The organism is Amycolatopsis sp. NPDC049252, assembly GCF_043197175.1.
Taxonomy (GTDB): domain Bacteria; phylum Actinomycetota; class Actinomycetes; order Mycobacteriales; family Pseudonocardiaceae; genus Amycolatopsis.
On sequence record NZ_JBICSQ010000105.1, the window covers coordinates 1 to 22,766 of the forward strand.

The following is a 22,766-nucleotide window of genomic DNA, read 5'->3' on the forward strand; positions in this document are numbered from 1 at the left end:
GGGGGGGGGGGGGGCCGCCGGGGGGGGGGGGGGGGGGGGCCCGGGGGGGGGGGGGGGGGGGGGGGGGGGGTGGGGCCGCCGGGGGGGCCGGCCGCCCCCCCCCCCCGGCAGTACTGCTTCAAACCGGCAGGGGAGGGGCGCCGGCCGAACTCCGATCCCGCGAGTGCGGCGTGCCCGGACGCTGTCGAGGATCGGGTCGGCGCCGACCCGCGGCGAGAAGATGGCCGCAGCCCGCCGCGAGTTGGTCCTGCCGGAGCATCCCCGTCATCCACTCTTTAAGTGTATAACGACCTATACCGCGTCCCAATTTTGGAAAACCACGCTACAGCCACAAGAAAACAGCACGGAGCGCGGGCGGGGAGCGCACAGTGGGCCGGCGTTCCCCGCCAGGACGTGCCGGCGGCTCTCAGGCGGCGACGATGTGGTCGATGAAGCCGTACGCCAGGGCTTCGTCGGCGTCGAACCAGCGGTCGCGGTCGGCGTCGGCGGTGATGCGCTCGACGCTCTGGCCGGTCTGCTGGGCGGTGAGTTCGGCCATGCGGCGCTTCATCTTGCCGAAGACCTCGGCCTGGATGGCGATGTCGGTGGCGGCGCCGCTGATGCCGGCGGAGGGCTGGTGCATGACGATGCGGGTGTTGGGCAGCAGGTAGCGCTTGCCGGGGGTGCCGGAGGAGAGCAGGAACTGGCCCATGGACGCGACGAAGCCGAGGCCCCAGGTCGAGACGTCCGGTTTGACGAGCTGCATGGTGTCGTAGATGGCCATGCCGGCGGTGACGGAGCCGCCGGGTGAGTTGATGTAGAAGGTGATGTCCTTGGCGGGGTCGTCGGCGGCGAGCAGGAGCAGCTGGGCGACGATCCGGTTGGCGACTTCGTCGGTGACTTCGGTGCCGAGGAAGACGATGCGGTCGCGCAGGAGCTGTTCGCTGACGGAGTCGTTGAAGGACTGGCCGGGTGCCTGCATGTCGGGTACGGCGAGAACGGTCATGGGGCCGACCGTAGGGTGCCGGGGGTGTGGTGGTGATCGTCGTTCGCTGTGGGCGTGCGAGTTTCGCTCCGGGCGATCATCGGGATGGGGGTGCGGAATGCCGATCGAAGAGTTCCCGGTGCCGGGTGAGGGACCGTACGGGATCGTGACCGGGCCCGATGGGGCGTTGTGGTTCACGCTGGTCCACAGCGGACAGATCGGCCGGATGAGCGCCGAGGGCACGGCGACGTCGTTCCAGCTGGAGCCGGCGTCGACCGGGCCGACGGTGATCACGGCCGGGCCGGATGGCGCGTTGTGGTTCACGGAGTACCAGGGGCACCGGATCGGGCGGGTCTCGGTGTCAGGTGAGGTCTCGTCGTTCGCGGTGCCGACGCCGGAGTCCGGGCCGTACGGCATCGCGGCGGGGCCGGACGGGGCGTTGTGGTTCACGGAGATCACCGCGGGTCGCATCGGCCGGATCACCGTGGACGGTGAGGTCACGGAGTTTCCGCTGCCGGTCGAGAGTGCCTACCCGTCGATGATCACCACGGGTTCGGACGGGGCGTTGTGGTTCACGCTGAACCAGGCGAACGCGATCGGTCGCATCACCACCGGCGGCGAGGTCTCGGTGTACCCGGTGCCGACCGAGGCGGCGGCGCCGGTGGGTATCACGGCGGGGCCGGACGGTGCACTGTGGTTCGTGGAGATCGGGGCGGGGCAGGTGGGCCGGATCGACGTCGACGGTGCTGTCGTCGAGTTCCCCTTGCCGGACCGGGCTTCGCGGCCGCACGCGATCGTCGCGGGTGGGGACGGTGCGCTGTGGGTGACGTTGTGGGGTGCGAACCGGGTCGCGCGGGTCGCGGTGGACGGCGGGGTCACGGAGCTGGAGCTGCCGACGCCGGGGTCGGAGCCGCACGGGATCGCCGTGGGGCCGGACGGTGCACTGTGGACGGCGCTGGAGGTCGGGAAGCTCGCGCGGATCCCGTACTGACGCGGAAGGGGCCGCCGTCCACATGGGACGGCGGCCCGTTCACTGCGGGAGACCGGCTCAGATGAGGCCGAGCTTCTGCACGGTGTCGCGCTCCTCGACGAGCTCCGCGACGGAGGCGTCGATGCGGGCGCGGGAGAACTCGTCGATCTCGAGGCCCTGGACGATCCGGTACTCGCCGCCTGCGGCGGTGACCGGGAACGAGGAGATGATGCCCTCGGGGACGCCGTAGGAGCCGTCGGAGACGACCGCGGCGGAGGTCCAGTCGCCGTCGGCGGTGCCGTTGACCCAGGTGTGGACGTGGTCGATGGCGGCGGACGCGGCGGAGGCGGCCGAGGAGAGGCCGCGGGCCTCGATGATCGCGGCGCCGCGCTTGGCGACGGTCGGGATGAAGTCGCTCTCGAGCCAGGCCTGGTCGACGTCGACGCTCTTGCCGGCGACTTCGGCGTGCTGGACCGAGGGGTACTGGGTGGCCGAGTGGTTGCCCCAGATGGCGAGCTTCTTGATCTCGGTGACGGAGACGCCGAGCTTCTTGGAGAGCTGGGCGAGCGCGCGGTTGTGGTCGAGGCGGGTCATCGCGGTGAAGCGGTCGGCCGGCACGTCGGGGGCGTGCGACTGGGCGATGAGGGCGTTGGTGTTGGCCGGGTTGCCGACGACGAGGACCTTGATGTCGGAGGCGGCGCCGGCGTTGATGGCCTCGCCCTGGGGCTTGAAGATGCCGCCGTTGGCCTCGAGGAGGTCGCCGCGCTCCATGCCCTTGCTGCGGGGGCGGGCGCCGACGAGGAGGGCGATGTTGGTGCCTTCGAAGGCCTGCTTGGGGTCGTCGAAGATGTCGATGCCGGCCAGGAGCGGGAAGGCGCCGTCGTCGAGCTCCATGGCGGTGCCCTCGGCCGCCTTGACCGCCTGCGGGATCTCGAGGAGCCGCAGCTTCACCGGGACGTCCTGGCCGAGGAGCTGACCGGACGCGATGCGGAAGAGCAGCGCGTAGCCGATCTGGCCGGCGGCGCCGGTGACGGTCACGTTGACGGGGGCTTGGGTCATAGCGCTACTCCAGCTTGCTTTTGAGACGACTTTGGCTTGTGCCTTGGAGCCTATCCCTCTCCGTGGTGGCCGTACGGGTGCGTCCAGTCACTCTCGCTGGATCGATTCACGGGGTGGGTTCGTCGGTGACGTTGGCGGCGAGGCGGTGCAGGAGGCTCGCCAGGAGGGTGATTTCGTCGTCGGTGAAGCCGGCGCGGAGGCGTTTGTCGTGGGCGATGGCGGCGGTGGCGAGCCGGTGGAAGAGCTGTTCGCCCTGGTCGGTGAGTTCGACGAGGTGGACGCGGCGGTTGTCGGGGTCGCGGCGGCGGGTGACGAGGCCGGTGGTCTCCATGCCGTTGAGGTGGTGGGTGAGGGTGGCGCCCTGGATGCCGACGGCGTCGGCGAGTTCGCGCTGGTTGGCGACGGTTCTGGTCTTGAGGGAGATGAGGATCTGCCAGATCGGCTGGGAGCTGCCGGCGGTGGCGAGGGCGTGGTCGAAGGCGCGTGCGGCGGTTTTGGCGGTGCGGGCGAGGACGACGCCGATGGGGGCGGTGGTGGGTGGTGGCACGGGGGTGACCGTACCGCAGAAGAAGAGAGGTCTAAGCGTTTGACATCGAATGGTTAGACTTCTAACGTTTGCTTCGTCAAGTCACCGACCGGCAGGAAGCGGGATCATGAGCAGTACCGAAGAGCAGGTCAAGGCCTTGGGGCGTCGCTGGGCGGACGCCGAGGTGCGCGGGGACACCGAGACGCTGGGCGCGTTGGTCACCGACGGGTTCCGGCTGGTCGGGCCGGTCGGGTTCGTGCTGGACCGGCTGCAGTGGCTGGCGCGCCACCGCACCGGCGAGCTGGTCACGAAGTCCCTCGACTGGCACGACGTCGAGGTGCGGGAGTTCGGCGGCACGGCGATCGCGATCGGTGTCCACGAGCAGACCGCGTCCTTCAAGGGCACCCCCGTGGACGGGAGGTTCCGCGCCACGCACGTCCTGGTGCGCGAAGGCGGTGAGTGGCGGCTGGCCGGCATCCACCTCAGCGCGATCGGCGGACCGCCGCCGTTCACGGCCGCCGGGAAGGGTGCCGCGTGATGAGCGTCGAACTGAACCACACGATCGTGTGGGCGACGGACCGTGAGGTGTCGGCGGAGTTCCTCGCCGGGATCCTGGGGCTGCCGGTCGGGCCGGTGGCCGGGCCGTTCCGGCAGCTGACGGTCGCGAACGGCGTCACGCTGGACTTCGCGACCGCCGAGGGCGGTGTGCCCGGGCAGCACTACGCGTTCCTCGTGGGCGACGGGGAGTTCGACGCCGCGATGGCGCGGCTGCGGGCGGCCGGGGTGCGGTTCTGGGCCGACCCGTTCCACCGCGTGCCGGGCGAGATCAACCACGAGTCCGGGGGCCGGGGTGTCTACTTCGCCGACCCCGACGGCCACAACATGGAACTGCTCACGCGGGCCTGAGCGGGGAGTGTCGTGCGGCCTGGACGCCGGGTGGGTTGCGGACCACCTGGCCGTGTGGACCAGCCGGGTCGGGCTGGGCACGATCGTGTCGGCGGTGATGTTCCGATCGCCCGCGCTGCTGATCAAGGCCGTCTCGACGCTGGATGTGGCGTCGGGTGGGCGAGCGCGGTTCGGGATCGGCGCCAGGCACCACGACGGCGAAGCGCAGGCGCTGGGCCCGCCGTTCCTGCCGGTGGGGGCACGGTTCGAGCGGATGGCAGAGACTGTCCGGGTGGAGTGGCCGATCGGCAACGCGCGGCCGGCTCGGCGGCGCCCGGGAGCGGAAGACGCTCCGGCCGGTCGCGTGGTATCCCGGCGCGTGCGGCGTCTTCGACTTCCCGGACGGCGGACGCCGGGGCGGGCCGCGGGCTTACTGGACTGACCGGACGTCGTGGGGGTGATCGTTCCGGGTAAACGGTGATCCACCGGCGCGAAATCGTTTTCCGGATACGTTTTCGGCCACCGCGGAATGAATAGGATCGGAAGTTGTCGGAATCTGAGCGGTTCCGGCGTGCTCGGCCGACTACGCAGTGTTGCTCCGTTCAGCGGGGTTTCGATCCATGATCCTTTCGCTACCATGGTCGGCGCCCCCATCCCCAATCGGAATGTATTGGGAAGGATTCTGATGCTGTCTGCGGTCGTTGCTGCCGTAATGGCGCTGTCCTCTGTGGTAAGTCCCCATTCCTGGAACACCCCTCCGCCGCCCGACAAAATTGTCATCGACGTCGTCAACGCCAACGGCACGGGCTGCCCGAGCGGCACGTCGGCGGTGGCGGTCTCGCAGGACAACACGGCGTTCACCGTGACGTACAGCGCCTACACGGCGTTGGTGGGCGTCGGCGCCGGCCCGCTGGACGGGCGGAAGAACTGCCAGATCGGCCTGCGCGTGCACGTCCCGCAGGGGTTCACCTACGGAATCGCACAGGCCGACTACCGCGGTTTCGCGCACCTGGAACGCGGCGCGACCGGCCTGGAGCGGGCGAACTACTATTTCCAGGGGAATTCGCCGACGGCGTACGTCCAGCATCCGCTGACCGGCGCGTTCGAGGACGACTGGCATTTCACCGATTCGACGGAGGTCGGTGCGATCGTGTTCAAGCCGTGCGGTGAGGAACGCAATCTGAACATCAACACGGAATTGCGTGCGGCGGCGGGGACGTCGGATCCGAAGAAGACGACCAGTTTCGTCACGATGGACTCGACCGACGGCAGCATCACCACGACGTACCACTTCGCGTGGCTGGTCTGCCCGTAGGTCATCCCCGAGTGGGGCGGCGCGGTCGTCGGGGACCGCGCCGCCCTCCTGGTCATTTCGCGGGGACCCGCGGATCCGTGGCCTCGACGTGGAAGACGCGGCCGAGGGAGACGAGGCCTTCGTCGAGGTGGCTGAGGCTGGAGAGGACGGCGCGGGTTTCGGCCTGCTCGACGCGGTCGGAGACCGGGGTGCCGTCGTCGCGCACGAGCGTGCCGGGTGTGGGGCCACCCGGGGCGTCGAGCGCTTTGCGGAGGACGTCGATGTTGGCCAGCAGCCGTCCGGTGAACTGCCGCAGGCGGCCGACGTCGCCGCCGGCGAGCTGCCCGGGCTGGGCGCGCGCGGCGACGTGCCGGGCCCGGAAGGCGATGGTTTCCAGGGTGGTGAGCACGTGCCAGCCGTAGTCGCGGCGGGCGCTGCGGAAGTTGACCGGGTGGGTGAGGGGTTCGATCGTGGTGCGGACCTGCTCGACGGCGCGGTCGAGGTCGCGGGAGAGCTCGATGATGTTGACGTTCTCCTCGCCGGCGAGCAGGCCCTCGGCGTGTTCGAGGAACTCGGCGAGCTCGTCGAGGACTTCGGTGATGTCGTCGAGCATGACCGAGCGGGTGCGGACCGGGACGATGACGATCGCGGCGAGGATGCCGGCCGCGGCGCCGACGGCGGTCTCGGCGACGCGGATCCAGAGGACCGCGAAGCTGAACGTGCCGAGCAGGCTGTAGAGCAGGCCGAGCATGCTGGTGACGAAGAACGCCATCACGACCTGCGAGACGCGCGCGGTGTAGACCATCCCGAACACGCACACCAGGATCAGGGCGAGCGTGGCCGGGGTGCTGCCGGCGACCAGGGAGGCGAGCAGGACGCCGCCGAAGATGCCGATCAGGGTGCCGCCGAGGCGGCGGACGCCCTTGACGAAGGTGGCGCCGGCGCTGGAGGCGCCGATGAAGACCACGAACACCGTGAGCACGGCCCAGTACCAGCGCTGATGGGACACGAGTTCCCCGCCGAGCACGGCGAGCCCGCCGCCGACGACGGCCTGGATGGCGCTGCGGGTCTGGTTGTCGTAGGCGAACCTGGGTGCCGGCTCGTCGTCTTCGTCGAGGGGCTCGGTCGTGGCTTCGGGGACGGCGGCGCGCTGGGCGCGGTCGTCGGCCAGGGCCAGCTCGGCCAGCGCCTTGCGGACGCCGTCGCCGGGGGCGGCGTGCTCGTCGATGCGGCTGCCCTCGACGAGCATCCGGCTGTACTCGCCGGTCTGGCTGATGAGCGGCAGCTCGCGCGGGTCGCGTTCCATCAGGGCGCGGAAGCGGGCGAGCCGGGCGATGAGGTCGTCGCGGACCTCGGCGGTCAGCTCGTCGGAGCAGGTGCGCTGCACGGTGCTGGTGAGCCACTCGACGGCGAGCTCGACCTCGATGGCGCGGCGGCGCAGGACATCGGCGGCGCGGGCGTCGACGACGTCGGGGGCGGCGTCCTCGATGAGCAGGACGCACTCGTGGAGCCGGCTGATCGAGCGGCGCAGCTGCCTGCGGGTGCGTTCGCTGCCGTTGACCGCGAGGTGGGCCTCGGCGGCGCGGACGACTTCGGCGAGCCGGGCCCGGAAGGCGCGGCGGACGCGCAGGAACTCCGCCTCGGGGTGGTGTCGCAGCAGCACGAACCGGACGACGGCGTTGGCCAGCACGCCGACGGCGAGCGCGAGCAGCAGCTGCGGGACCTGCTTGAGGTGGGTCTGCAGGAACATCGGGAAGAAGAACAGGAAGAAGCCGATGGAGCCGAGCGCGGTGCCGCGGGGGCCGAAGCGCTGGGCGTAGACCGCGACGAAGATCAGCATGACGAAGACGATGCTGTCCATCGGCGGCAGGGCCGAGCCGAGGCTGGCCACAGTGATCGAGGTGGCGCCGGTCAGGAACGCGAGGCCGAGGGTGATCGCCTGGCCGCCGGGGGTGGCGTCGTTGACGGTGAACGCCGTCATCATCGCGGCGATCGCGCCCACCAGCATCACGGTGAGCGGCAGGTGCGCCGGGAGCAGCGCGGCCACGGCCAGGATGATGCCGAGGACCGCGGAGCCGGCCAGGCGCAGCCGGACCAGGCCGGGGTCGGCCGCCGCGAACCGGTCGAGCGCGGCGGTGCGGAGGCGGTTCATCGGGCGAGCAGCTCCCATTGGGCGAGGGTGGCCCGGCGGCCGCGGGCGGCGGTGATCCGCAGGCGGTAGCGCGCGTGCGCGGCCGGGGTGGCGAGGACGAACGGGCGGGTCTGGCGGCGCCAGCGGAACAGCTCGCCGGTGCGCTCGTCCAGGGTGTGCCAGTCCGCCCCGTCGTCCGAGCCTTCCAGGGTCCAGGCGCTGGGGTCGCCGGAGCGGGTGCCGGAGGTCAGCGTGTACATCGTGACCTCGCGGGGTTCGCCGGTGACGGTGAACTCGATGGCCGCGGTGGCGCCGCGGAAGGTGACCTGGGTGCCGGTGGTGTCGTCGAACAGGGCGTCGACGCCGGTGCCGTCGGAGCTGGTCGCGGTGCCGGTGAGGTCGGTGATCGGGTCCGGCTGTTCGGCTTCCGGCGGCGGGGTGCCCCAGGTCGTCGGCTCGGTGGTGAGGTCGAAGACGAGTTCGGCACCGCCGGCGAGGGTGGCGTGGGAGATCATCGTGGACTCGTGCGGTTCGCCGTCGACGGTCAGGCCGCGGACGTAGACCGTCTCCTCGCTGTTGCCGGGGGCACGGACGACGAGCTTCTTGCCCTCGCCCAGGTGCACGGTCGCCTTCTCGAACAGCGGCGAGCCGATCGCGTAACGCGGGCTGCCGACGGCCAGGGGGTAGAAGCCCAGCGCGCCGAAGACGTACCAGGCGGACATCTCGCCGTTGTCCTCGTCGCCGGGGTACCCCTGGCCGAGCTCGCTGCCGAGGTAGAGCCGCCGCAGCACCTCGCGCACGACGCGCTGGGCCTTCGCGGGCGCGCCGGCGAGGTTGTAGACGTACGGGATGTGGTGCGAGGGCTGGTTGGAGTGGCCGTACTGGCCCATCCGGACGTCGCGGGCCTCGGTCATCTCGTGGATCAGCCCGCCGTACGCGCCGGGCCGCCGGCCGGTCTCCGGCGTCGCGAAGAACGTGTCGAGCTTGGCTTCCAGACCGGCGTTGCCGCCGTGCAGCGCGGCGAGGCCGGGGCCGTCGTGGGGTGCGGTGAAGGCGGTGTTCCAGGCGTTGGTCTCGACGAAGTCGCCGCCCCACGCCGCCGGGTCGTAACCCTCGGGGGCGAACTTGCGGCTGCCGTCACGCTTGCGGCCCTGGAAGAAGCCGATCTTCGGGTCGAAGTGGTGGACGTAGTGCTTCGCGCGCTCACGGAAGTAGGCGGCGTACTCGGCGTACATCCGCGCCCGCGGCCCGTCACTTTCCCGGGAGAGGGCCAGCGAGAGGTTCGCGAGGCCGAAGTCGTTGATGCAACCTTCCAGGGCCCAGGACAGTCCTTCGTGGACGGACGTCGGCGTGTAGCCGAGGAAGATCGACTGGTCGAGGCCCTTGCGGCCGACCGCGCGGTGCGGCGGGGTGACGGTGGCGTTCTTCAGCCCGGCGTCGTAGGCGGCCTCGACGTCGAAGTTGCGGACGCCCTTGAGGTAGGCGTCGGCGAACGCGACGTCGGAGCTGGTGCCGGTCATCAGGTCGGCATACCCCGGTGAGGACCACCGGGAGATCCAGCCGCCTTCGCGGTACTGCTGGACGAACCCGTCGATCATCCGGCCGCAGTGGGCCGGGGTGAGCAGCGCGTACGCCGGCCAGGTGGTGCGGTAGGTGTCCCAGAAGCCGTTGTTGACGAACATCTCGCCGTCCACGACCTTCGCGCCGGTGCGGCGGCGGGTGCTCGGCCACCGGCGGCGGATCACCGGGCTCGCGTGCCGGATCCCCTTCGGGGTGTTCTCGTGCGCGCTGTTCGGGTACAGGAACAGCCGGTAGAGGTTCGAATAGAGCGTGGTCCGCTGCTCCTCGGTCGCGCCCTCGACCTCGATCCGGCCGAGCTGCTCCTGCCACAGCTCCCGCGCCCGCGAGCGGACCTGCTCGAACGTCGTCCCGGCGGGGATCTCCAGCTCGAGGTTGCGCTCGGCCTGGGCGAGGCTGATCAGCGACGTCGCGATCCGCAGCGTCACCTCGGGTCCGTCGAACTCGAAGTACCCCGAGACCCGCCGCCACGGCCGGCGGTACCTGGCGCCGCGGGTGGCCGGAGCGTCGGTTTGGGCGTAGACGAACATCCGGCGCGCGCCGGCCGACAGGCGGCTGCGGACCCAGGTGTGGCCGGTGACGACGCCGGTGTCGGCGTTCAGCCGCAGGCCACCGCGCATGCCGACGTTGTCGAACACCAGCCAGCCGTGCTTGTCGGGGAAGGTGAACTTCAGGATCGCCGCGTGGTCGGCCGGGGCGAGGTCCGCGGTGACGCCGTTGGCGAAGCGGACACCGTAGTGGTGCGGCGAGTCGGTCTCGTCGTCGTGCGAGAAGGCCAGCGCGCGCTTGCGGCGGTCGGGCTGCACCGGGCCGGTGCCGGGCATCACGTGGAAGGTGTGCCGGTCGCCCATCCACGGGCTCGGCTGGTGGCTCAGCGCCAGGGCCTGCAGCGCCGGGCGGTTCCGGTCGTCGTTGTGGCGGTGGTAGGAGTAGATCCAGTTGGTGACCCCCGCGTCGGTGACCGGGGTCCAGAAGTTGAAGCCGTGCGGGACGGCCGTCGCGGGGAAGTTGTTGCCCCGGGAGTAGTCGCCGCTGGAGTGCGAGCCGCGGGTGGTGCGGACGAAGTCGACCGGGTGCCGGGGCGGCTCGGGGCGCTCGGCGACGCGGACGTCGTCGACCCAGCCGGTGATCTCACCCTCCGGTGCCGCGGTGAGGAGCACGATCCGGCTGATCCGGCGCCCGGCGAACGCCCCGAGCGGGCGCCGCACGAGGTTCCACTGGTCCACCCAGAGCGTCTTGTCGTCCACCGGGGCGAACCCGGCCGACGTGCCGTCGGCGAACTCGACGTCCAGGCTCACCCAGGTGGCGTGGTAGGCCGGGATCTCCCCGTCGGACCGCGGGAAGACCACATAGGACAGCTCGGTGCGACCGGTGACCGGCACGTCGAGTTCGAACAGGACACTGCGCGGCCGCTCGCTGTAGCGCAGGGCACGCGCCCCGGTGAAGCCGACGCCGGTCTTGGCCGTGGGGGAGCGGTCCGGGCCGCTGTCGACCCGCAGCGCGGGGTCCGCGGGCTGCGGCTCACCGGTTTCGAAGGACGAGAAGAACACGGCGTCGGGCATGTGCCCACCGTATCGGCCGAACGGCGTAGCGTGTGGCCCGGCAGACTCGGACGGTGGGGGGAGGCGGCGGTGAGCACGCACACCGTCCGGCACGAGGGTGCCGAACTCGCCTACGACGTGCGGGGTGCGGGCCCGCTCCTGCTCCTGATCGCCGGCCTGGGCGGCGAGGGTGCCCGCTTCGCCGGGCTGGCGGAACAGCTGTCGGACGACTACACCGTGCTGACCTACGACCGCCGCGGTACCGGGCGCAGCGCCGGCCGCGACACCGACTTCGACATGGCGCAGCAGGCCCGCGACGCCGCCGCGGTCATCCGCTCGGCCCGCCCCACCGCCCGCGCGGCGGTGTTCGGCCAGGGCGGCGGCGGCTCGATCGCGTTCGAACTGGCCGTGCACCTGCCCGACGTCGTCGCGGAGCTGGTCGTGCACGAGGCACCGAGCATCCCGCTGCTGCCCGACGCCCCGCAGCGGCTGGCGCTCGCCCGCGAGATCCGGGCCACCTACGAGAGCCGGGGCGCGGCGGCGGCACTGGCGCTGTGGGGCGCGTCCCCGGCCGACTTCGCCCGCCCCGCGGCCGCCGACCACTTCCTGGGCCGCGAGTTCCTGCCGATCGCCTGGCACAGCCCGGACCTGGACGCGGTCCGCCGCACCGGGATCCCGGTGGTCACGGCCGCGGGCGCCGGCACCCGCGAGCCGTACTACACCCGCGGCGCCCGGGTGCAGGCCGAGCACCTGGCCTGCCGGTACGTCGAGTTCCCCGGCGATCACTTCGGCTTCGTCTCCGAACCGGCCCTCTTCGCCGACGTGCTCGCCAAGGAGCTGGCCGGCCTGCGCCGGGCCTGAACAGCTGCAACTGACGCACCCCGCTTCCGCCCGCCGAAAAGCCGTGAAGGCCTCCTTACCGGCCATAAGAGCCGGTAAGGAGGCCTTCACGGACCAACCAGCGGTACTGGACTAGATCTTCGCGCACTGCCCGGCGGACGGGCCGCGGACGGTGTTCGGCAGGTCGTAGTCCGTTGGGGCGGGCGAGTTGACCGCGCAGGCCAGCGGGCCGCCGATGGTGCTCGACGTGAGCACCGGCCCGTGGTTGCCGGTCAGCGCGACCGGGCCGCCGACCGTCGTCAGCTCGATCGACACCTGCCCGGTCACCCCGGTGATCGCCACCGGGCCGTCCACCTTCATGCGGTTGAGCACGACCTGGGCGGCACCCGTCGCGGCGAGCGGGCCCTTGATCTCACCGCCGCGGACGATCAGCGAGGCGCCGCCGCCCACGGTGACCGGACCCGACACCGTCGCGTCCTGCAGGCACACCGTGCCGCTCGAGACCGAGAGCGGTCCCTTGTGGTCACCGGTGATGGTCTGCGTGCAGGAGGCGTCCGGCTTGCCCAGCAGCTCGAACTCGGCCAGCTGCGCCGGGGCGCCGGTGCTGGTCGCGGTGACTTCGAGCTTGTAGTAGGCGTAGTGCGCCGGGTTGGCCACCTTGAACGCGCGGGTCTGCTGCCGCCAGCTGAACGCCTGGTTCGTCTGCTGGTCCGCGACCGCCCACGTCTTGCCGTCGTAGGAGCCCTTCAGCGTCCAGCTCTTCGGGTCACCCGCACCGGTCTGGGACGTCAGCGTGTAGTGGCTGACGGCTTCGTCGGTGGAGTTGAGCTGGTACTGCACGGCCCCGGTGACGGCGGCCTGGGTGCGCGAGGTGTTGTCGAGCAGCGCACCCGCGTCCGAGCCGTCCGAAGTGGACAGCGTGCCCTTGCCCGGCCCCGTCTCGTCGTGCAACGGCGTCGGCACCGCGTTGTCCTTGGTGATCGACGTCGGGGCGTCGTTCGGGCCGGTGCCCCACTTCGACGGGTTCGGGCCCATGTCGAAGTCGATCGTCCCGCCCTTGGCGATGACGTCCTGCGGCAGCGACGTGGAGCTGTACGCCTTGCCGTTGACCTTCACACCCTGGACGTAGACGTTCTTCGCGCTGTTCTTCGGCGCGTTGATCACCAGGTTCTTGCCGCCGGCCAGATGGATCGTGGCCTTCTTGAACAGCGGCGACCCGATCGCGTAGTTCGGGCTGCCCATCTGCAGCGGGTAGAAGCCCAGCGCGCTGAAGATGTACCACGCGGACATCTCGCCGTTGTCCTCGTCGCCGGCGTAGCCCTGGCCGATCTCGGCGCCGTTGTAGAGCCGCGAGAGGGCCTCGCGGACCTTCGCCTGCGTCTTCGACGGCTGACCCGCGTAGTCGTACATGTAGAGCAGGTGGTGCGAAGGCTGGTTGGAGTGGCCGTACTGGCCCATCCGCACGTCCCGCGCCTCCCGCATCTCGTGGATCACGCCCCCGTAGGAACCCGGGTAGTTGGCGGTCTCCTGATCGGCGAAGAACTGGTCCAGCTTGTTCGCCAGGCCCGCCTGCCCGCCGTAGAGGTTCGCCAGGCCCTTGCCGTCCTGCGGCACGGTGAACGCCATGCCCCAGCCGTCGGTCTCGGTGTAGTCACCACCCCACGAACGCGGGTCGTACTCGTCCTTCGTCTTGGTGAACTTCCCGTTCGCGTCCTTGCCCTGGAAGAACCCGGTGCTCGGGTCGAACAGGTTCACGTACTGCTGGGCGCGGCTGGTGAAGTATTCGTAGTTCTCCTGGTACTCCGCCTTGCGCGGGTCGTTCGGCGCCGCCTCGTCGGCCAGCTTCTTCGACAGGTTGGCGATGCCGAAGTCGTTGACGTAGCCCTCGATCGCCCACGAGAAGCCCTCGCTGGCGGTGTTGGGCGTGTAGCCGAGGAAGATGCCCTGGTCCAGACCCTTGCGGCCGACCGCCGAGTTCGGCGGCGTCACCGTGGCGTTCTTCAGCGCCGCGTCGTAGGCCGACTTGACGTCGAAGTTCTTGACACCCTTGAGGTAGGCGTCGGCGAACGCGACGTCGGAGCTCGTGCCGGTCATCAGGTCCGCGTAGCCGGGGGAGGACCAGCGCGCGATCCAGCCGCCGTCGCGGTACTGCTGCACGAACCCGTCGACCATCTTCCCGGCCATGTCCGGCGTGAGCAGCGAGTACGCCGGCCACGTCGTGCGGTAGGTGTCCCAGAAGCCGTTGTTGACGTACATCTGGCCGTCGACCACCTTCGACCCGGTCTGGGTCACGGTGTCCGCGCCGGTCTTCGGCGACACGGGGCTCGCGTACTTGTACGCGGGCTTGTCGGCGGTGCCGGTGTTCTCGAACTGCGAGTTCGGGTACAGGAACAGCCGGTACAGGCTCGAGTAGAGCGTCGTGAGCTGGTCCTTCGACGCGCCCTCGACCTCGATCACCTTCAGCTGGTCGTCCCAGGCCTTCTGCGCGGCGTCGCGCACCGAGTCGAAGGTCGCGGCCGGGGCGATCTCCTGGGCGAGGTTCTTCTTCGCCTGGTCGACGCTGATCAGCGACGTCGCGATCCGCATGTTCACGGTCTTGTCGGCGCCCGCGTCGAACCGCAGGTAGCCGGTGACGTTGTCGCGGCCCTGCCCGGTGAGCTTGCCGCCCGCGGTGACGGGCTTGTCGAACGTCGCGTAGACGAACATCCGGCCCGCGCCGGCGTACACGTTGGTCTCGGTGTAGCCCGAGAGCGTGCCGCTGGCCGGGTCGAGGGTCAGCCCGGCCGAGTTGTTGACGCTGTCGAAGATCAGGCTCGAGTCCGCGCCCGGGAACGAGAACTTCATCATCGCCGCGTGGTCGGTCGGCGCGATCTCGGTCTTGATCCCGTTCTGGAACTGCACACCGTAGTAGTGCGCCCGCGCGACCTCGTCGCTGTGCTTGAAGGGCAGCGCCCGCGCGTCGCGGTTGGCGTCGGGCACCCCGGCGGCTGCGGACGGCATCACCTGGAACGCCTGCCGGTCACCCATCCACGGGCTCGGCTCGTGGCTCACGCTGAACGCCTGCAGCTGCGGGAGGTTCTGCGCGTTGTTCTGGGTGCTGTAGTTGTAGAGCCAGCTGCCCGAACCGGCGTCGGTGACCGGGGTCCAGAAGTTGAACCCGTGCGGCACGGCCGTGGCCGGGAAGTTGTTGCCCCGGGAGAACGTGCTGTTGGCCATCGTGCCCCGCGTGGTGACCACGTTGTCGCTCGGGCGGGTGCTCGACGGCGGCGTCGGGGTCGCCGACACCTTCACGTCGTCCAGCCAGCCCTGCAGCGAGCCGGGGCCGTTCGGGTTGTCGTACCCGACGAGGATCCGGTCGATCGTCTTGCCCTTGGCCACCTGCCCGATCGCCGAGCGCACCAGGTTCCACTGGTTGGCGTAGAGCACCTTCGAGGCGCCCTGGCCCTCCGGGGTCAGCGGGAAGCCGTACTGGTCGGTCGCGCCGAGGTTGCGCAGGTAGGTGCCGTCGGTGAAGGCCAGGTCGATCGCGACGTTGGTGCTCGGGTACTTCAGGTCGCCGGTGATGAACTGCGGCTGGACCTTGTACGAGAGCTCGGTCGAGGCCACGACCGGGACGTTCACGTCGAAGATCTTGTTGTACGACCAGCCGTGGCCGGTCGCGGTCTGGCTGCCCGAGTAGCGGAACGCCTTGAGCCCGGTGAAGCCCACGCGGTTCTTGTTCGTGTAACCGCTGGTCGGGCCGGAGTCGACGAAACTGCGCATGTTCGGCAGCGGCGGCGGCGCCGGGTCGTCGTTGGCCAGCAGCAGCTCCGACAGCTGCAGGATCGGCCCGCCGTTGTTGGCCGTGACGTTCAGCCGGAAGTACTTGTACGCCGCGGTCGGCGCGGCCAGCTTGTAGTCCTTCTGCTGGAACCGCGCGGTGAACGCCTGGCCGGCCTGCTTGTCCAGGTCGGTCCAGGCGAGGGCGTCGTTCGAGCCCTGGAGCGTCCAGTCCTTCGGGTCGCGGTTGTCGAAGTCGTTGGCCGAAGAGAGCGCGTAGTGCGTGATCGACGTGGGTTCCGACAGCGTGATCTGCGCCCACGCGGTCGGGTCCCAGGACAGCCACTTGGTGTCGGTGGTGCCGTCGACGAGGTTCGACACCACTTCGCCGCCGTCGGTGTTCTCACTGCTCGCGCTGGTCTCGGTGACCTTGCCGCGGATGTCTCCGGGGATCGCGGTGCCGTTCGCGCCGTTGACGCCGAACGCGCGCGGCTTGCCCGCCGCGTCGGTGTCCACGGTGTCGGTCCACGTCGGCTGGGTGTCACCGGCCTCGAACGAAGACGAGAAGTCGGCGGGGAGGGCGTCCTCGGCGGCGGAGGCGGCCGCCGGGAGGGCGACCAGGCCGGCGGCGACCACGGTGGCGGCCAGCATCATGGCGACCGGTGGTCTGGCGCTTCGGGGCATCATTGCTCCAAGCTCTGGAGGGGTGAACTCGAGGCACCGCGCGGGCGGGGACCCAGGCGGCGCCCAGGAAGACAAACGCGCGGGTGACATCGATGTCAAGACCGGTCGGCAAACCTGGCCAGAACTGGACAACCGAGGGAACGGGGACCAGATGAGACGCGTCCGGACCATCACCGCGATCGCGGCACTGGCCCTGGCCACCACCGGATTCGCCACAGCGGCCGCCACCACCGCCGACCGCCCGGCCGACGACCCCGCCGTCCGGCCGATCGCGGCCGCCACCGACTCCACCGTCCGGCCGATCACCGCCTGCAGCGCCCTGGTCCGCGGGTTCCCCCTGCCGGGCGCCGGCACCCACGTCACCGCGGCCGCCGTCGTCGCCGCGACCGGCACCGACCCCGAGTACTGCGGGGTGCGGGGCTACGTCGAACCCGCCGTCCGGTTCGAGCTGCGGCTGCCCACCAGGACCTACGCCGGGCGCTACCTGCAGTACGGCTGCGGCGGCTTCTGCGGTGTCGTCACCCCGCCCGTCCTCGCCGACTGCGGCCTGCCCCACGGCGGCGACGTCGCGGTCGCCGCCACCGACGACGGGCACGTCGGCCACACCCCCGGCGTCGTCGACGACGGCAGCTGGGGCGCGACCGACCAAGCCGCCCGCGACGACTTCGCGTTCCGCGCCTCGCACGTCGTCTCCCGCGCGTCCAAGGCGATCATCCAGGCCTTCTACGGCGCGCCCCCGAAGAAGGCCTACTTCAGCGGCTGCTCCGACGGCGGCCGCGAAGCCCTCCAGCTGGCCCAGCGCTACCCGGCGGACTTCGACGGCATCGTCGCCGGCGCTCCGGCCGGCTACTGGAGCCCGCTGCTGGAGTTCCAGACCTGGCTGGCCCGGGTCAACACCGCCGCCGGCGGCGCACCGATCCTCACCGCGGCGAAGCTGCCCGCGCTGCACAACGCCGTCCTCGCCGCCTGCGACCGCCTCGACGGCCTCACCGACGGCCAGCTCGACGACCCCCGCGCGTGCCGCTTCGACCCGGCCGCGCTGACCTGCACCGGACCCGACACCCCGGCGTGCCTCACCCCGGCCCAGGTCGCCGCCACCCGCAAGCTCTATTCACCGCCCACCGACCCGCGGGGCACGCTGCTCTACCCCGGTGGCGAGCCGAAAGGCTCAGAGCTGTCCTGGGCCGGGTGGATCATCGGCGTGCCCGCGACCGGCGGCGTCTCCTTCGCCCGCAGTCTCGCCGACAACTACCTGCGTTACCTCGGCTACCCGATCGGCGCGCCGGCCTCGACCGTCGACACCTTTGCCTTCACCCGGCGCGAGTTCGACCGGCTCACCCCGGTCGGCGTCCGCTACAACGCCATGAGCACCGACCTCTCGGCGTTCCAGCGCCGTGGCGGCAAGCTCGTGCTCTGGCACGGCTGGGCCGACGAGGCGATCCCGCCGGCCGGCACGCTCGACTACTACCAGCGGCTCACCCACGGCCATGGCCAGGACTGGGCGCGGCTGTTCATGGTCCCGTCGCTCTACCACTGCGGCGGCGGCACCACCCTCACCGAGTTCGACCCGCTGCGCGACCTGGTCGCCTGGGTCGAACGCGGCACCGCACCCACCCGGATCACGGCGACCGGCCGGGACGAAGCCGGGAACGTCACCCGCACCCGCCCGGTGTTCCCGTACCCGCTGCGCGCGGTCTACGACGGCACCGGCAGCATCGACGACGCCGCCAACTTCGACCCCGCGCCACCCGCGTCACCGGTCCGGGACGTCACCAACTTCCGCCAGCCCCCGCCCGTTCCGCCGTTCCGGGACATCGTCGACTGGGCCGGGAACTCCCTGTACGGCCTGCCGGGGCCGGTCGCGCGGTAAAGCGGTCACGCGGGCCCGGCGTCGTCGCTAAGGTCGAGATCGTGACCCCGATGCCGCCGGAGCCCGCTGACCGTGTCCTCGCCCGCGCCTCCCTCGCCGAGGGCAACCCGACCGGGTGGTTCGACCAGCTCTACACCGCCGCTTCCCGCGGTGAGGCCGAGGTGCCGTGGACGCGCGGCAAGCCGAACGCGGCGCTGGCCGACTGGCTGCGTCCTGGCGAAGGCCGCCGCGCGCTGGTCGTCGGCAGCGCCCTCGGCGACGACGCGGAGCTGCTCGCTTCGGCCGGCTGGGCGGTGACGGCGTTCGACGTCGCCCCGACCGCCGTCGAGGCCGCCCGCGCCCGCTTCCCGGAGACGGAAGTCGACTACGTGGTGGCGGACCTGCTGAAGCCGCCGGGGGAGTGGCACCAGGCGTTCGACCTGGTCGTCGAGATCATCAACATCCAGGCGATGCCCCGCGACTTCCGCGCGGCGGCGATCACGTCCCTGGCCGGGTTCCTCGCGCCCGGCGGAACCGCGCTGGTGTCGGAGGTGGCGGAGGAGAACGTGGCCCCGGAGCCCGGACCGCCGTGGCCGTTCAGCCGCGAGGAGATCGAGTCGGTCGCCCAGGGCGGCGTGCGGCTGGTGAGCCTCGAGACCATCCACGACGGCCTCCGCTACTGGGCCACCTTCACGCGCTAGCCAGGAACCGGGACAGCACCCGCGTGCCGAAGTGCAGGCCTTCCACCGGGACCCGCTCATCCACCCCGTGCGCCATCGCCCGGTACGGGAAGCCCGCCGGGAGCCAGAGCGGCGCGAAACCGTAGTTCGCGATGCCCAGCTGGGCGAACGCCTTCGCGTCGGTGCCGCCGCCCATGCAGTACGGCACCACCACCGCTTCGGGGTCCTCGGCCCGCAACGCGGCGGCCATCGAGGAGAACCACGGCGAGTCCACCGGTGCCTGCACCGGCGGCTGGTGCGCGACGAACTCCCGCGTGACACCCTCGCCGAGCAGCTCGTCCAGCTCGGCGAACAACGCCTCCTCGGTGCCCGGCAGCACCCGGACGTCGACCTGCGCGGTCGCCGTCGACGGGATCACGTTCACCTTGTAGCCCGCGTCCAGCATCGTCGGGGTGGTGCTGTTGCGGACCGTGGGCACGACCAGGCCACCCGCCGGGCCCAGAGCCGCCACGGTCGCGTCCACAGCGTCCTCTTCGGACAGATCCACCGGGACCCCGAGAGCCGCGCCGGTCCGTTCCAGGAACGCCTGGACCGTCGGCGTCAGGGACACCGGCCAGCGGTGGGCCGCGATCCGGTGCAACGCGTCCACCAACCGGGTGACGGCGTTCTCGTTGTTGGGGCGCGATCCGTGCCCGGCGCGGCCGCGGGCGGTCAGCCGCAGGTGGGCCGTTCCGCGCTCGGCCGTCCCGACGGGGTAGAGGTGCACGATGCGGCCGTCCGCGGCGGGCACGTGGTAGGTGTAGCCGCCCGACTCGCTGATCGCCGCCGCGCAGCCCTCGAACAGCTCGGGGTGCGTGGCCACCAGCCAGTGCGCGCCGTAGTCGCCGCGGTCCTCCTCGTCGGCGACGAACGCCAGCACCACGTCACGCCGCGGCCGCACCCCGCCGGCCAGGGCCGCGAGCACCATGGCGACGAAGTCCTTCATGTCGGTCGCGCCGCGGCCCCACAGGAACCCGTCGCGGACCTCGCCGGAGAACGGCGGCACCGACCAGTCCGCGGCGTCCGCCGGGACGACGTCCAGGTGCCCCTGCACCAGCAGCGCCGGCAACGACGGATCGGTGCCCGCGACCCGCGCGATCACGCTGGCCCGGCCGGGCGCGGCCTCGTAGATCTTCGACGGGATGCCGAGGCCGTCCAGGAACGCCGCGACGTACTCGGCGGCCGGGCGCTCGGGCTCGGCGTCACCGCCGCCGCGGTTGGTGGTGTCGAACCGGATCAGGTCCGCGCAGATCTCGACAGCGTCGGTCACGTCAGCCATAGATGCCCTGCACCGCCCCCGCCGCGATCGCCGTCACGACCTTGAACGCCTTCATCGCCTCGGTCATCGTCGCCGCGTCGAACCCGACGCGCCGCACGCCGATCTGTTCCACCGTCGGGATCACCGCCGTCGACTGGGCCAGGTGGCTCGCGTCGAACTCGACCTCGATCCGGTGCGGCCCCGCGTGCTGTGCCGTCTGGCCGGCCTGCGCCATCGAGTCGGCGGCCGCGGTGGTCAGCAGCTCCGCCGTGCGCGCGGGCGGCAGGCAGATCGCCGCGTACCGGCTGACGCACTCCTTCACCTGGACCAGCTCCGCGTCCGGTGCGTAATCACGGGCGTCTTCGCATGTTTCGTCGTCACCCGAAACGAGCAGGACAGGAACGCCGTACTCCGCGGCCATCGCCGCGTTCAACCGGCCCTCGCTCGCCGGGACGTCGTCCAGCCACACCCCGGTGATCTGGTTCTCCAGGTAGGTGTGGGAAAGCACACCGTCGAACCCGGCACCGGCGTGGTAACCCAGGAAGACGACACCGTCCACACCGGAGTCGACCCCCTGCATCATCGACAGCGGCTTGTGCCGCCCGGTCAGCATCCGCGCCCGCGGATCGAGCTCCTCCAGCAGCAGGTTTCGCTGCGAGGAATGCGCCTCGTTCACCAGAACGTCGCTGGCCCCGGCCTCGAACAGCCCGGCGAGCACCGCGTTGACGTCGCCGGTGAACAGCCGCCGGAAGCGATCCCACTGCGGCGACCCGGGCACGACGTCGTCGGTCCAGGTGACGCCGGTGGCGCCCTCCATGTCCGCCGAGATCATGATGCGCATGCGGGGCACTCTAACCAGCCCGCGCGACCCGCGAGCACCGAATCCCGCCTTCCGAATGTCACGCTGAGTGACACTTGTCCGGTCGATAACGATCGGACACCTGCCGAGGCGGCAACATATTGCGCGGTTGTCCGGGTATGTGGTTACTTCTCGTCCTTGGGGAGGCTCACAGCGAGACGATGGGGTGGTTTTTGGTGCATTTCCACGGCAGAGTCGGCCGGTTCGGCCGCGTGGCGGCGGTACTGGCCGCGGCGGCCTTGGCGGCGATCCCGCTCGCCGCGCCCGCACAGGCGCAGCAGGGCAAGGTGCTCCGGGTCGCCCTGACCACCGGCATCGACCACCTGAACCCGTTCACCGCGTCACTGGCCGCGTCCACCCAGGTCGGCCGCTTCGTCTACGAGTTCCTGACCATCCCCTCGGCCGAGACCGCGCAGGCCTCGCCCGCGCTCGCCGAGTCGTGGACGCCCTCGCCGGACAAGCTGACCTGGACGTTCAAGATCCGCTCCGGGGCCAAGTGGAGCGACGGGCAGCCGGTCACGGCCAAGGACGCCGCGTTCACGTTCAACCGGATGCTGGACGACGAGAACGCCCGCACCGCCAACGGCAGCTACGTGACCAACTTCGACTCGGTCGCCGCCCCCGACGACACCACGCTGGTCATCAAGACCAAGACCGTGCAGTCGGACATGAACCTGCTCGACGTCCCGATCGTGCCCGAGCACGTCTGGGCGCCGATCAAGGACCTCAACGACCCCAAGACCGACGACATCTCGGTCGTCGGCGTCGGCGACGGGCCCTACCAGCTCACCGAGTACAAGCAGAACGAGTACGTGAAGTTCAAGGCCAACAAGAACTACTGGCGCGGGGCGCCGAAGGTCGACGAACTGCAGCTGCTCATCTTCAAGGACGCCGAGGCCGCGGTGAACGCGCTGCGCCAGGGCGAGGTCGACGTCATCAACCGGCTCACCCCGACCCAGTTCGACTCGCTCAACGGCCAGCCGAACATCACGACCAACGCCGCCCCCAGCCGCCGCTACGACGAGATCAACCTCAACTTCGGCGTCCAGAACAACCAGAACCAGCCGATCGGCAACGGCAACCCGGTGCTCAAGGACATCCGGCTGCGCAAGGCGATCGTGCAGGCCATCGACAAGCAGACGATCGTCGACCGCGTCGCCGGCGGCCACGCCGAGCTCGGCACCGGCATCGTCCCGCCGATCTACCAGGCCTACCACTGGAAACCCCAGGGCACCGACCAGGTCAAGTTCGACACGGCCGCCGCCAACACCGCCCTCGACCAGGCCGGCTACGTCAAGGGCGCCGACGGCGTCCGCACCGCCCCCGGCGGCGCGAAGCTGGAGCTGCGCCTGACCGGCCACTCGAACCGGCCCTACGACCAGCGCCTCGCGCAGTACGTCTCGGGCTGGCTCAAGGACATCGGCATCACGGTCAAGCAGGAGCTCGTGTCCGACGACGAGCTCAACGACCGGACCACCGCGGGCAACTACGACCTGGCGATCTCCGGCTACGCGACCAACCCGGACCCGGACTCCGCGCTGCAGCTGCACACCTGCGCGGCCCGGCCGAACGCCCAGGGCAAGGGCGCCACGACCGACACGTTCTTCTGCGACCCCGAGTTCGACGCCCTGCGCGCCAAGCAGCTCACCGAGACCGACGACGCGCAGCGCGCCACCACGGTGAAGCAGGCCCAGGCCCGGCTCGCGAGCCAGGCCGTCAACGTCGTGCTCGACTACCAGAACGCGCTCGAGGCCTCGGGCGTTCCTCGACGCGCTGCCGCCGCACGTGCTCGTGCTGGTCGACGAGGCCTACCGCGAGTTCGCCGACCCGGCCGAGGTCGCCGACGGTCT

17 protein-coding genes are annotated in these 22,766 nt (G+C 70.9%); 9 read left to right on the top strand and 8 right to left on the bottom strand.

Features of this window, described 5'->3' with window-relative positions:
* Nucleotides 1–406: 406 nt before the first annotated feature.
* Nucleotides 407–985, bottom strand: coding sequence for a ClpP family protease (locus ACGFMK_RS44405; protein ID WP_392776519.1), 579 nt, complete (start codon nt 983–985; stop codon nt 407–409).
* A gap of 97 nt (nt 986–1,082) precedes the next feature.
* On the opposite strand from ACGFMK_RS44405, the gene ACGFMK_RS44410 reads away from it, so the two are divergent.
* Nucleotides 1,083–1,955, top strand: coding sequence for a virginiamycin B lyase (locus tag ACGFMK_RS44410; RefSeq protein ID WP_392776521.1), 873 nt, complete (start codon nt 1,083–1,085; stop codon nt 1,953–1,955).
* A 57-nt stretch (nt 1,956–2,012) separates the two neighbouring features.
* On the opposite strand, the gene ACGFMK_RS44415 is transcribed toward ACGFMK_RS44410, so the two are convergent.
* Both ACGFMK_RS44415 and ACGFMK_RS44420 read right to left on the bottom strand, forming a co-directional pair.
* Complete coding sequence (locus tag ACGFMK_RS44415) at nt 2,013–2,993, bottom strand: malate dehydrogenase (protein ID WP_392776523.1); 981 nt, start codon at nt 2,991–2,993, stop codon at nt 2,013–2,015.
* A gap of 106 nt (nt 2,994–3,099) precedes the next feature.
* Complete coding sequence (locus ACGFMK_RS44420; protein WP_392776526.1) at nt 3,100–3,540, bottom strand: MarR family winged helix-turn-helix transcriptional regulator; 441 nt, start codon at nt 3,538–3,540, stop codon at nt 3,100–3,102.
* A 106-nt stretch (nt 3,541–3,646) separates the two neighbouring features.
* Here ACGFMK_RS44420 and ACGFMK_RS44425 point away from each other — a divergent pair, with 106 nt between their 5' ends.
* From ACGFMK_RS44425 to ACGFMK_RS44440, 4 genes are all read left to right on the top strand, one after another.
* Nucleotides 3,647–4,057 (top strand): nuclear transport factor 2 family protein, encoded by a 411-nt coding sequence (locus ACGFMK_RS44425; protein ID WP_392776529.1) that lies wholly within the window; start codon nt 3,647–3,649, stop codon nt 4,055–4,057.
* Complete coding sequence (locus ACGFMK_RS44430) at nt 4,057–4,425, top strand: VOC family protein (RefSeq protein WP_392776532.1); 369 nt, start codon at nt 4,057–4,059, stop codon at nt 4,423–4,425. Before ACGFMK_RS44425 ends, ACGFMK_RS44430 begins: the two co-directional genes overlap by 1 nt.
* 7 nt (nt 4,426–4,432) lie before the next feature.
* Nucleotides 4,433–4,846 (top strand): LLM class flavin-dependent oxidoreductase, encoded by a 414-nt coding sequence (locus ACGFMK_RS44435; RefSeq protein ID WP_392776535.1) that lies wholly within the window; start codon nt 4,433–4,435, stop codon nt 4,844–4,846.
* A 243-nt stretch (nt 4,847–5,089) separates the two neighbouring features.
* On the top strand, nt 5,090–5,719 hold the full coding sequence (locus ACGFMK_RS44440) for a DUF4360 domain-containing protein (RefSeq protein ID WP_392776557.1): 630 nt from the start codon (nt 5,090–5,092) through the stop codon (nt 5,717–5,719).
* 52 nt (nt 5,720–5,771) lie between these two features.
* On the opposite strand, the gene ACGFMK_RS44445 is transcribed toward ACGFMK_RS44440, so the two are convergent.
* Both ACGFMK_RS44445 and ACGFMK_RS44450 read right to left on the bottom strand, forming a co-directional pair.
* The gene (locus ACGFMK_RS44445; protein WP_392776537.1) at nt 5,772–7,850 is read right to left on the bottom strand and encodes an FUSC family protein; all 2,079 of its coding nucleotides are present in this window, start codon (nt 7,848–7,850) and stop codon (nt 5,772–5,774) included.
* On the bottom strand, nt 7,847–10,969 hold the full coding sequence (locus ACGFMK_RS44450) for a GH92 family glycosyl hydrolase (RefSeq protein WP_392776540.1): 3,123 nt from the start codon (nt 10,967–10,969) through the stop codon (nt 7,847–7,849). Before ACGFMK_RS44450 ends, ACGFMK_RS44445 begins: the two co-directional genes overlap by 4 nt.
* 69 nt (nt 10,970–11,038) lie before the next feature.
* Between ACGFMK_RS44450 and ACGFMK_RS44455 the strand changes: the two genes are divergently transcribed.
* On the top strand, nt 11,039–11,809 hold the full coding sequence (locus ACGFMK_RS44455) for an alpha/beta fold hydrolase (RefSeq protein WP_392776543.1): 771 nt from the start codon (nt 11,039–11,041) through the stop codon (nt 11,807–11,809).
* A gap of 111 nt (nt 11,810–11,920) precedes the next feature.
* On the opposite strand, the gene ACGFMK_RS44460 is transcribed toward ACGFMK_RS44455, so the two are convergent.
* Nucleotides 11,921–16,231, bottom strand: coding sequence for a GH92 family glycosyl hydrolase (locus tag ACGFMK_RS44460; protein WP_392776560.1), 4,311 nt, complete (start codon nt 16,229–16,231; stop codon nt 11,921–11,923).
* A 151-nt stretch (nt 16,232–16,382) separates the two neighbouring features.
* On the opposite strand from ACGFMK_RS44460, the gene ACGFMK_RS44465 reads away from it, so the two are divergent.
* The gene (locus ACGFMK_RS44465; protein ID WP_392776546.1) at nt 16,383–18,101 is read left to right on the top strand and encodes a tannase/feruloyl esterase family alpha/beta hydrolase; all 1,719 of its coding nucleotides are present in this window, start codon (nt 16,383–16,385) and stop codon (nt 18,099–18,101) included.
* A gap of 50 nt (nt 18,102–18,151) precedes the next feature.
* A complete protein-coding gene (locus ACGFMK_RS44470; protein ID WP_392776563.1) occupies nt 18,152–18,781 on the top strand; it encodes a class I SAM-dependent methyltransferase in 630 nt (209 codons plus the stop codon).
* Here the strand turns inward: ACGFMK_RS44470 and ACGFMK_RS44475 are convergent.
* Nucleotides 18,771–20,078 (bottom strand): M20/M25/M40 family metallo-hydrolase, encoded by a 1,308-nt coding sequence (locus ACGFMK_RS44475; RefSeq protein ID WP_392776549.1) that lies wholly within the window; start codon nt 20,076–20,078, stop codon nt 18,771–18,773. The genes ACGFMK_RS44470 and ACGFMK_RS44475 overlap by 11 nt on opposite strands.
* Nucleotides 20,071–20,898, bottom strand: a complete 828-nt coding sequence (locus ACGFMK_RS44480; protein WP_392776551.1) for a M55 family metallopeptidase — start codon at nt 20,896–20,898, stop codon at nt 20,071–20,073. Before ACGFMK_RS44480 ends, ACGFMK_RS44475 begins: the two co-directional genes overlap by 8 nt.
* Nucleotides 20,899–21,077: 179 nt before the next feature.
* Between ACGFMK_RS44480 and ACGFMK_RS44485 the strand changes: the two genes are divergently transcribed.
* Nucleotides 21,078–22,766 (top strand): ABC transporter substrate-binding protein (locus ACGFMK_RS44485; RefSeq protein ID WP_392776554.1); only part of this gene is annotated, 1,689 nt, incomplete at its 3' end.

Coding starts and splice junctions, on each gene's coding strand:
- ACGFMK_RS44450 (WP_392776540.1), bottom strand. CDS start 10,969: ATGCCCGACGCCGTGTTCTTCTCGTCCTTCGAAACCGGTGAGCCGCAG.
- ACGFMK_RS44415 (WP_392776523.1), bottom strand. CDS start 2,993: ATGACCCAAGCCCCCGTCAACGTGACCGTCACCGGCGCCGCCGGCCAG.
- ACGFMK_RS44465 (WP_392776546.1), top strand. CDS start 16,383: ATGAGACGCGTCCGGACCATCACCGCGATCGCGGCACTGGCCCTGGCC.
- ACGFMK_RS44460 (WP_392776560.1), bottom strand. CDS start 16,231: ATGCCCCGAAGCGCCAGACCACCGGTCGCCATGATGCTGGCCGCCACC.
- ACGFMK_RS44475 (WP_392776549.1), bottom strand. CDS start 20,078: ATGGCTGACGTGACCGACGCTGTCGAGATCTGCGCGGACCTGATCCGG.
- ACGFMK_RS44410 (WP_392776521.1), top strand. CDS start 1,083: ATGCCGATCGAAGAGTTCCCGGTGCCGGGTGAGGGACCGTACGGGATC.
- ACGFMK_RS44470 (WP_392776563.1), top strand. CDS start 18,152: ATGCCGCCGGAGCCCGCTGACCGTGTCCTCGCCCGCGCCTCCCTCGCC.
- ACGFMK_RS44480 (WP_392776551.1), bottom strand. CDS start 20,898: ATGCGCATCATGATCTCGGCGGACATGGAGGGCGCCACCGGCGTCACC.
- ACGFMK_RS44445 (WP_392776537.1), bottom strand. CDS start 7,850: ATGAACCGCCTCCGCACCGCCGCGCTCGACCGGTTCGCGGCGGCCGAC.
- ACGFMK_RS44405 (WP_392776519.1), bottom strand. CDS start 985: ATGACCGTTCTCGCCGTACCCGACATGCAGGCACCCGGCCAGTCCTTC.
- ACGFMK_RS44440 (WP_392776557.1), top strand. CDS start 5,090: ATGCTGTCTGCGGTCGTTGCTGCCGTAATGGCGCTGTCCTCTGTGGTA.
- ACGFMK_RS44425 (WP_392776529.1), top strand. CDS start 3,647: ATGAGCAGTACCGAAGAGCAGGTCAAGGCCTTGGGGCGTCGCTGGGCG.
- ACGFMK_RS44430 (WP_392776532.1), top strand. CDS start 4,057: ATGAGCGTCGAACTGAACCACACGATCGTGTGGGCGACGGACCGTGAG.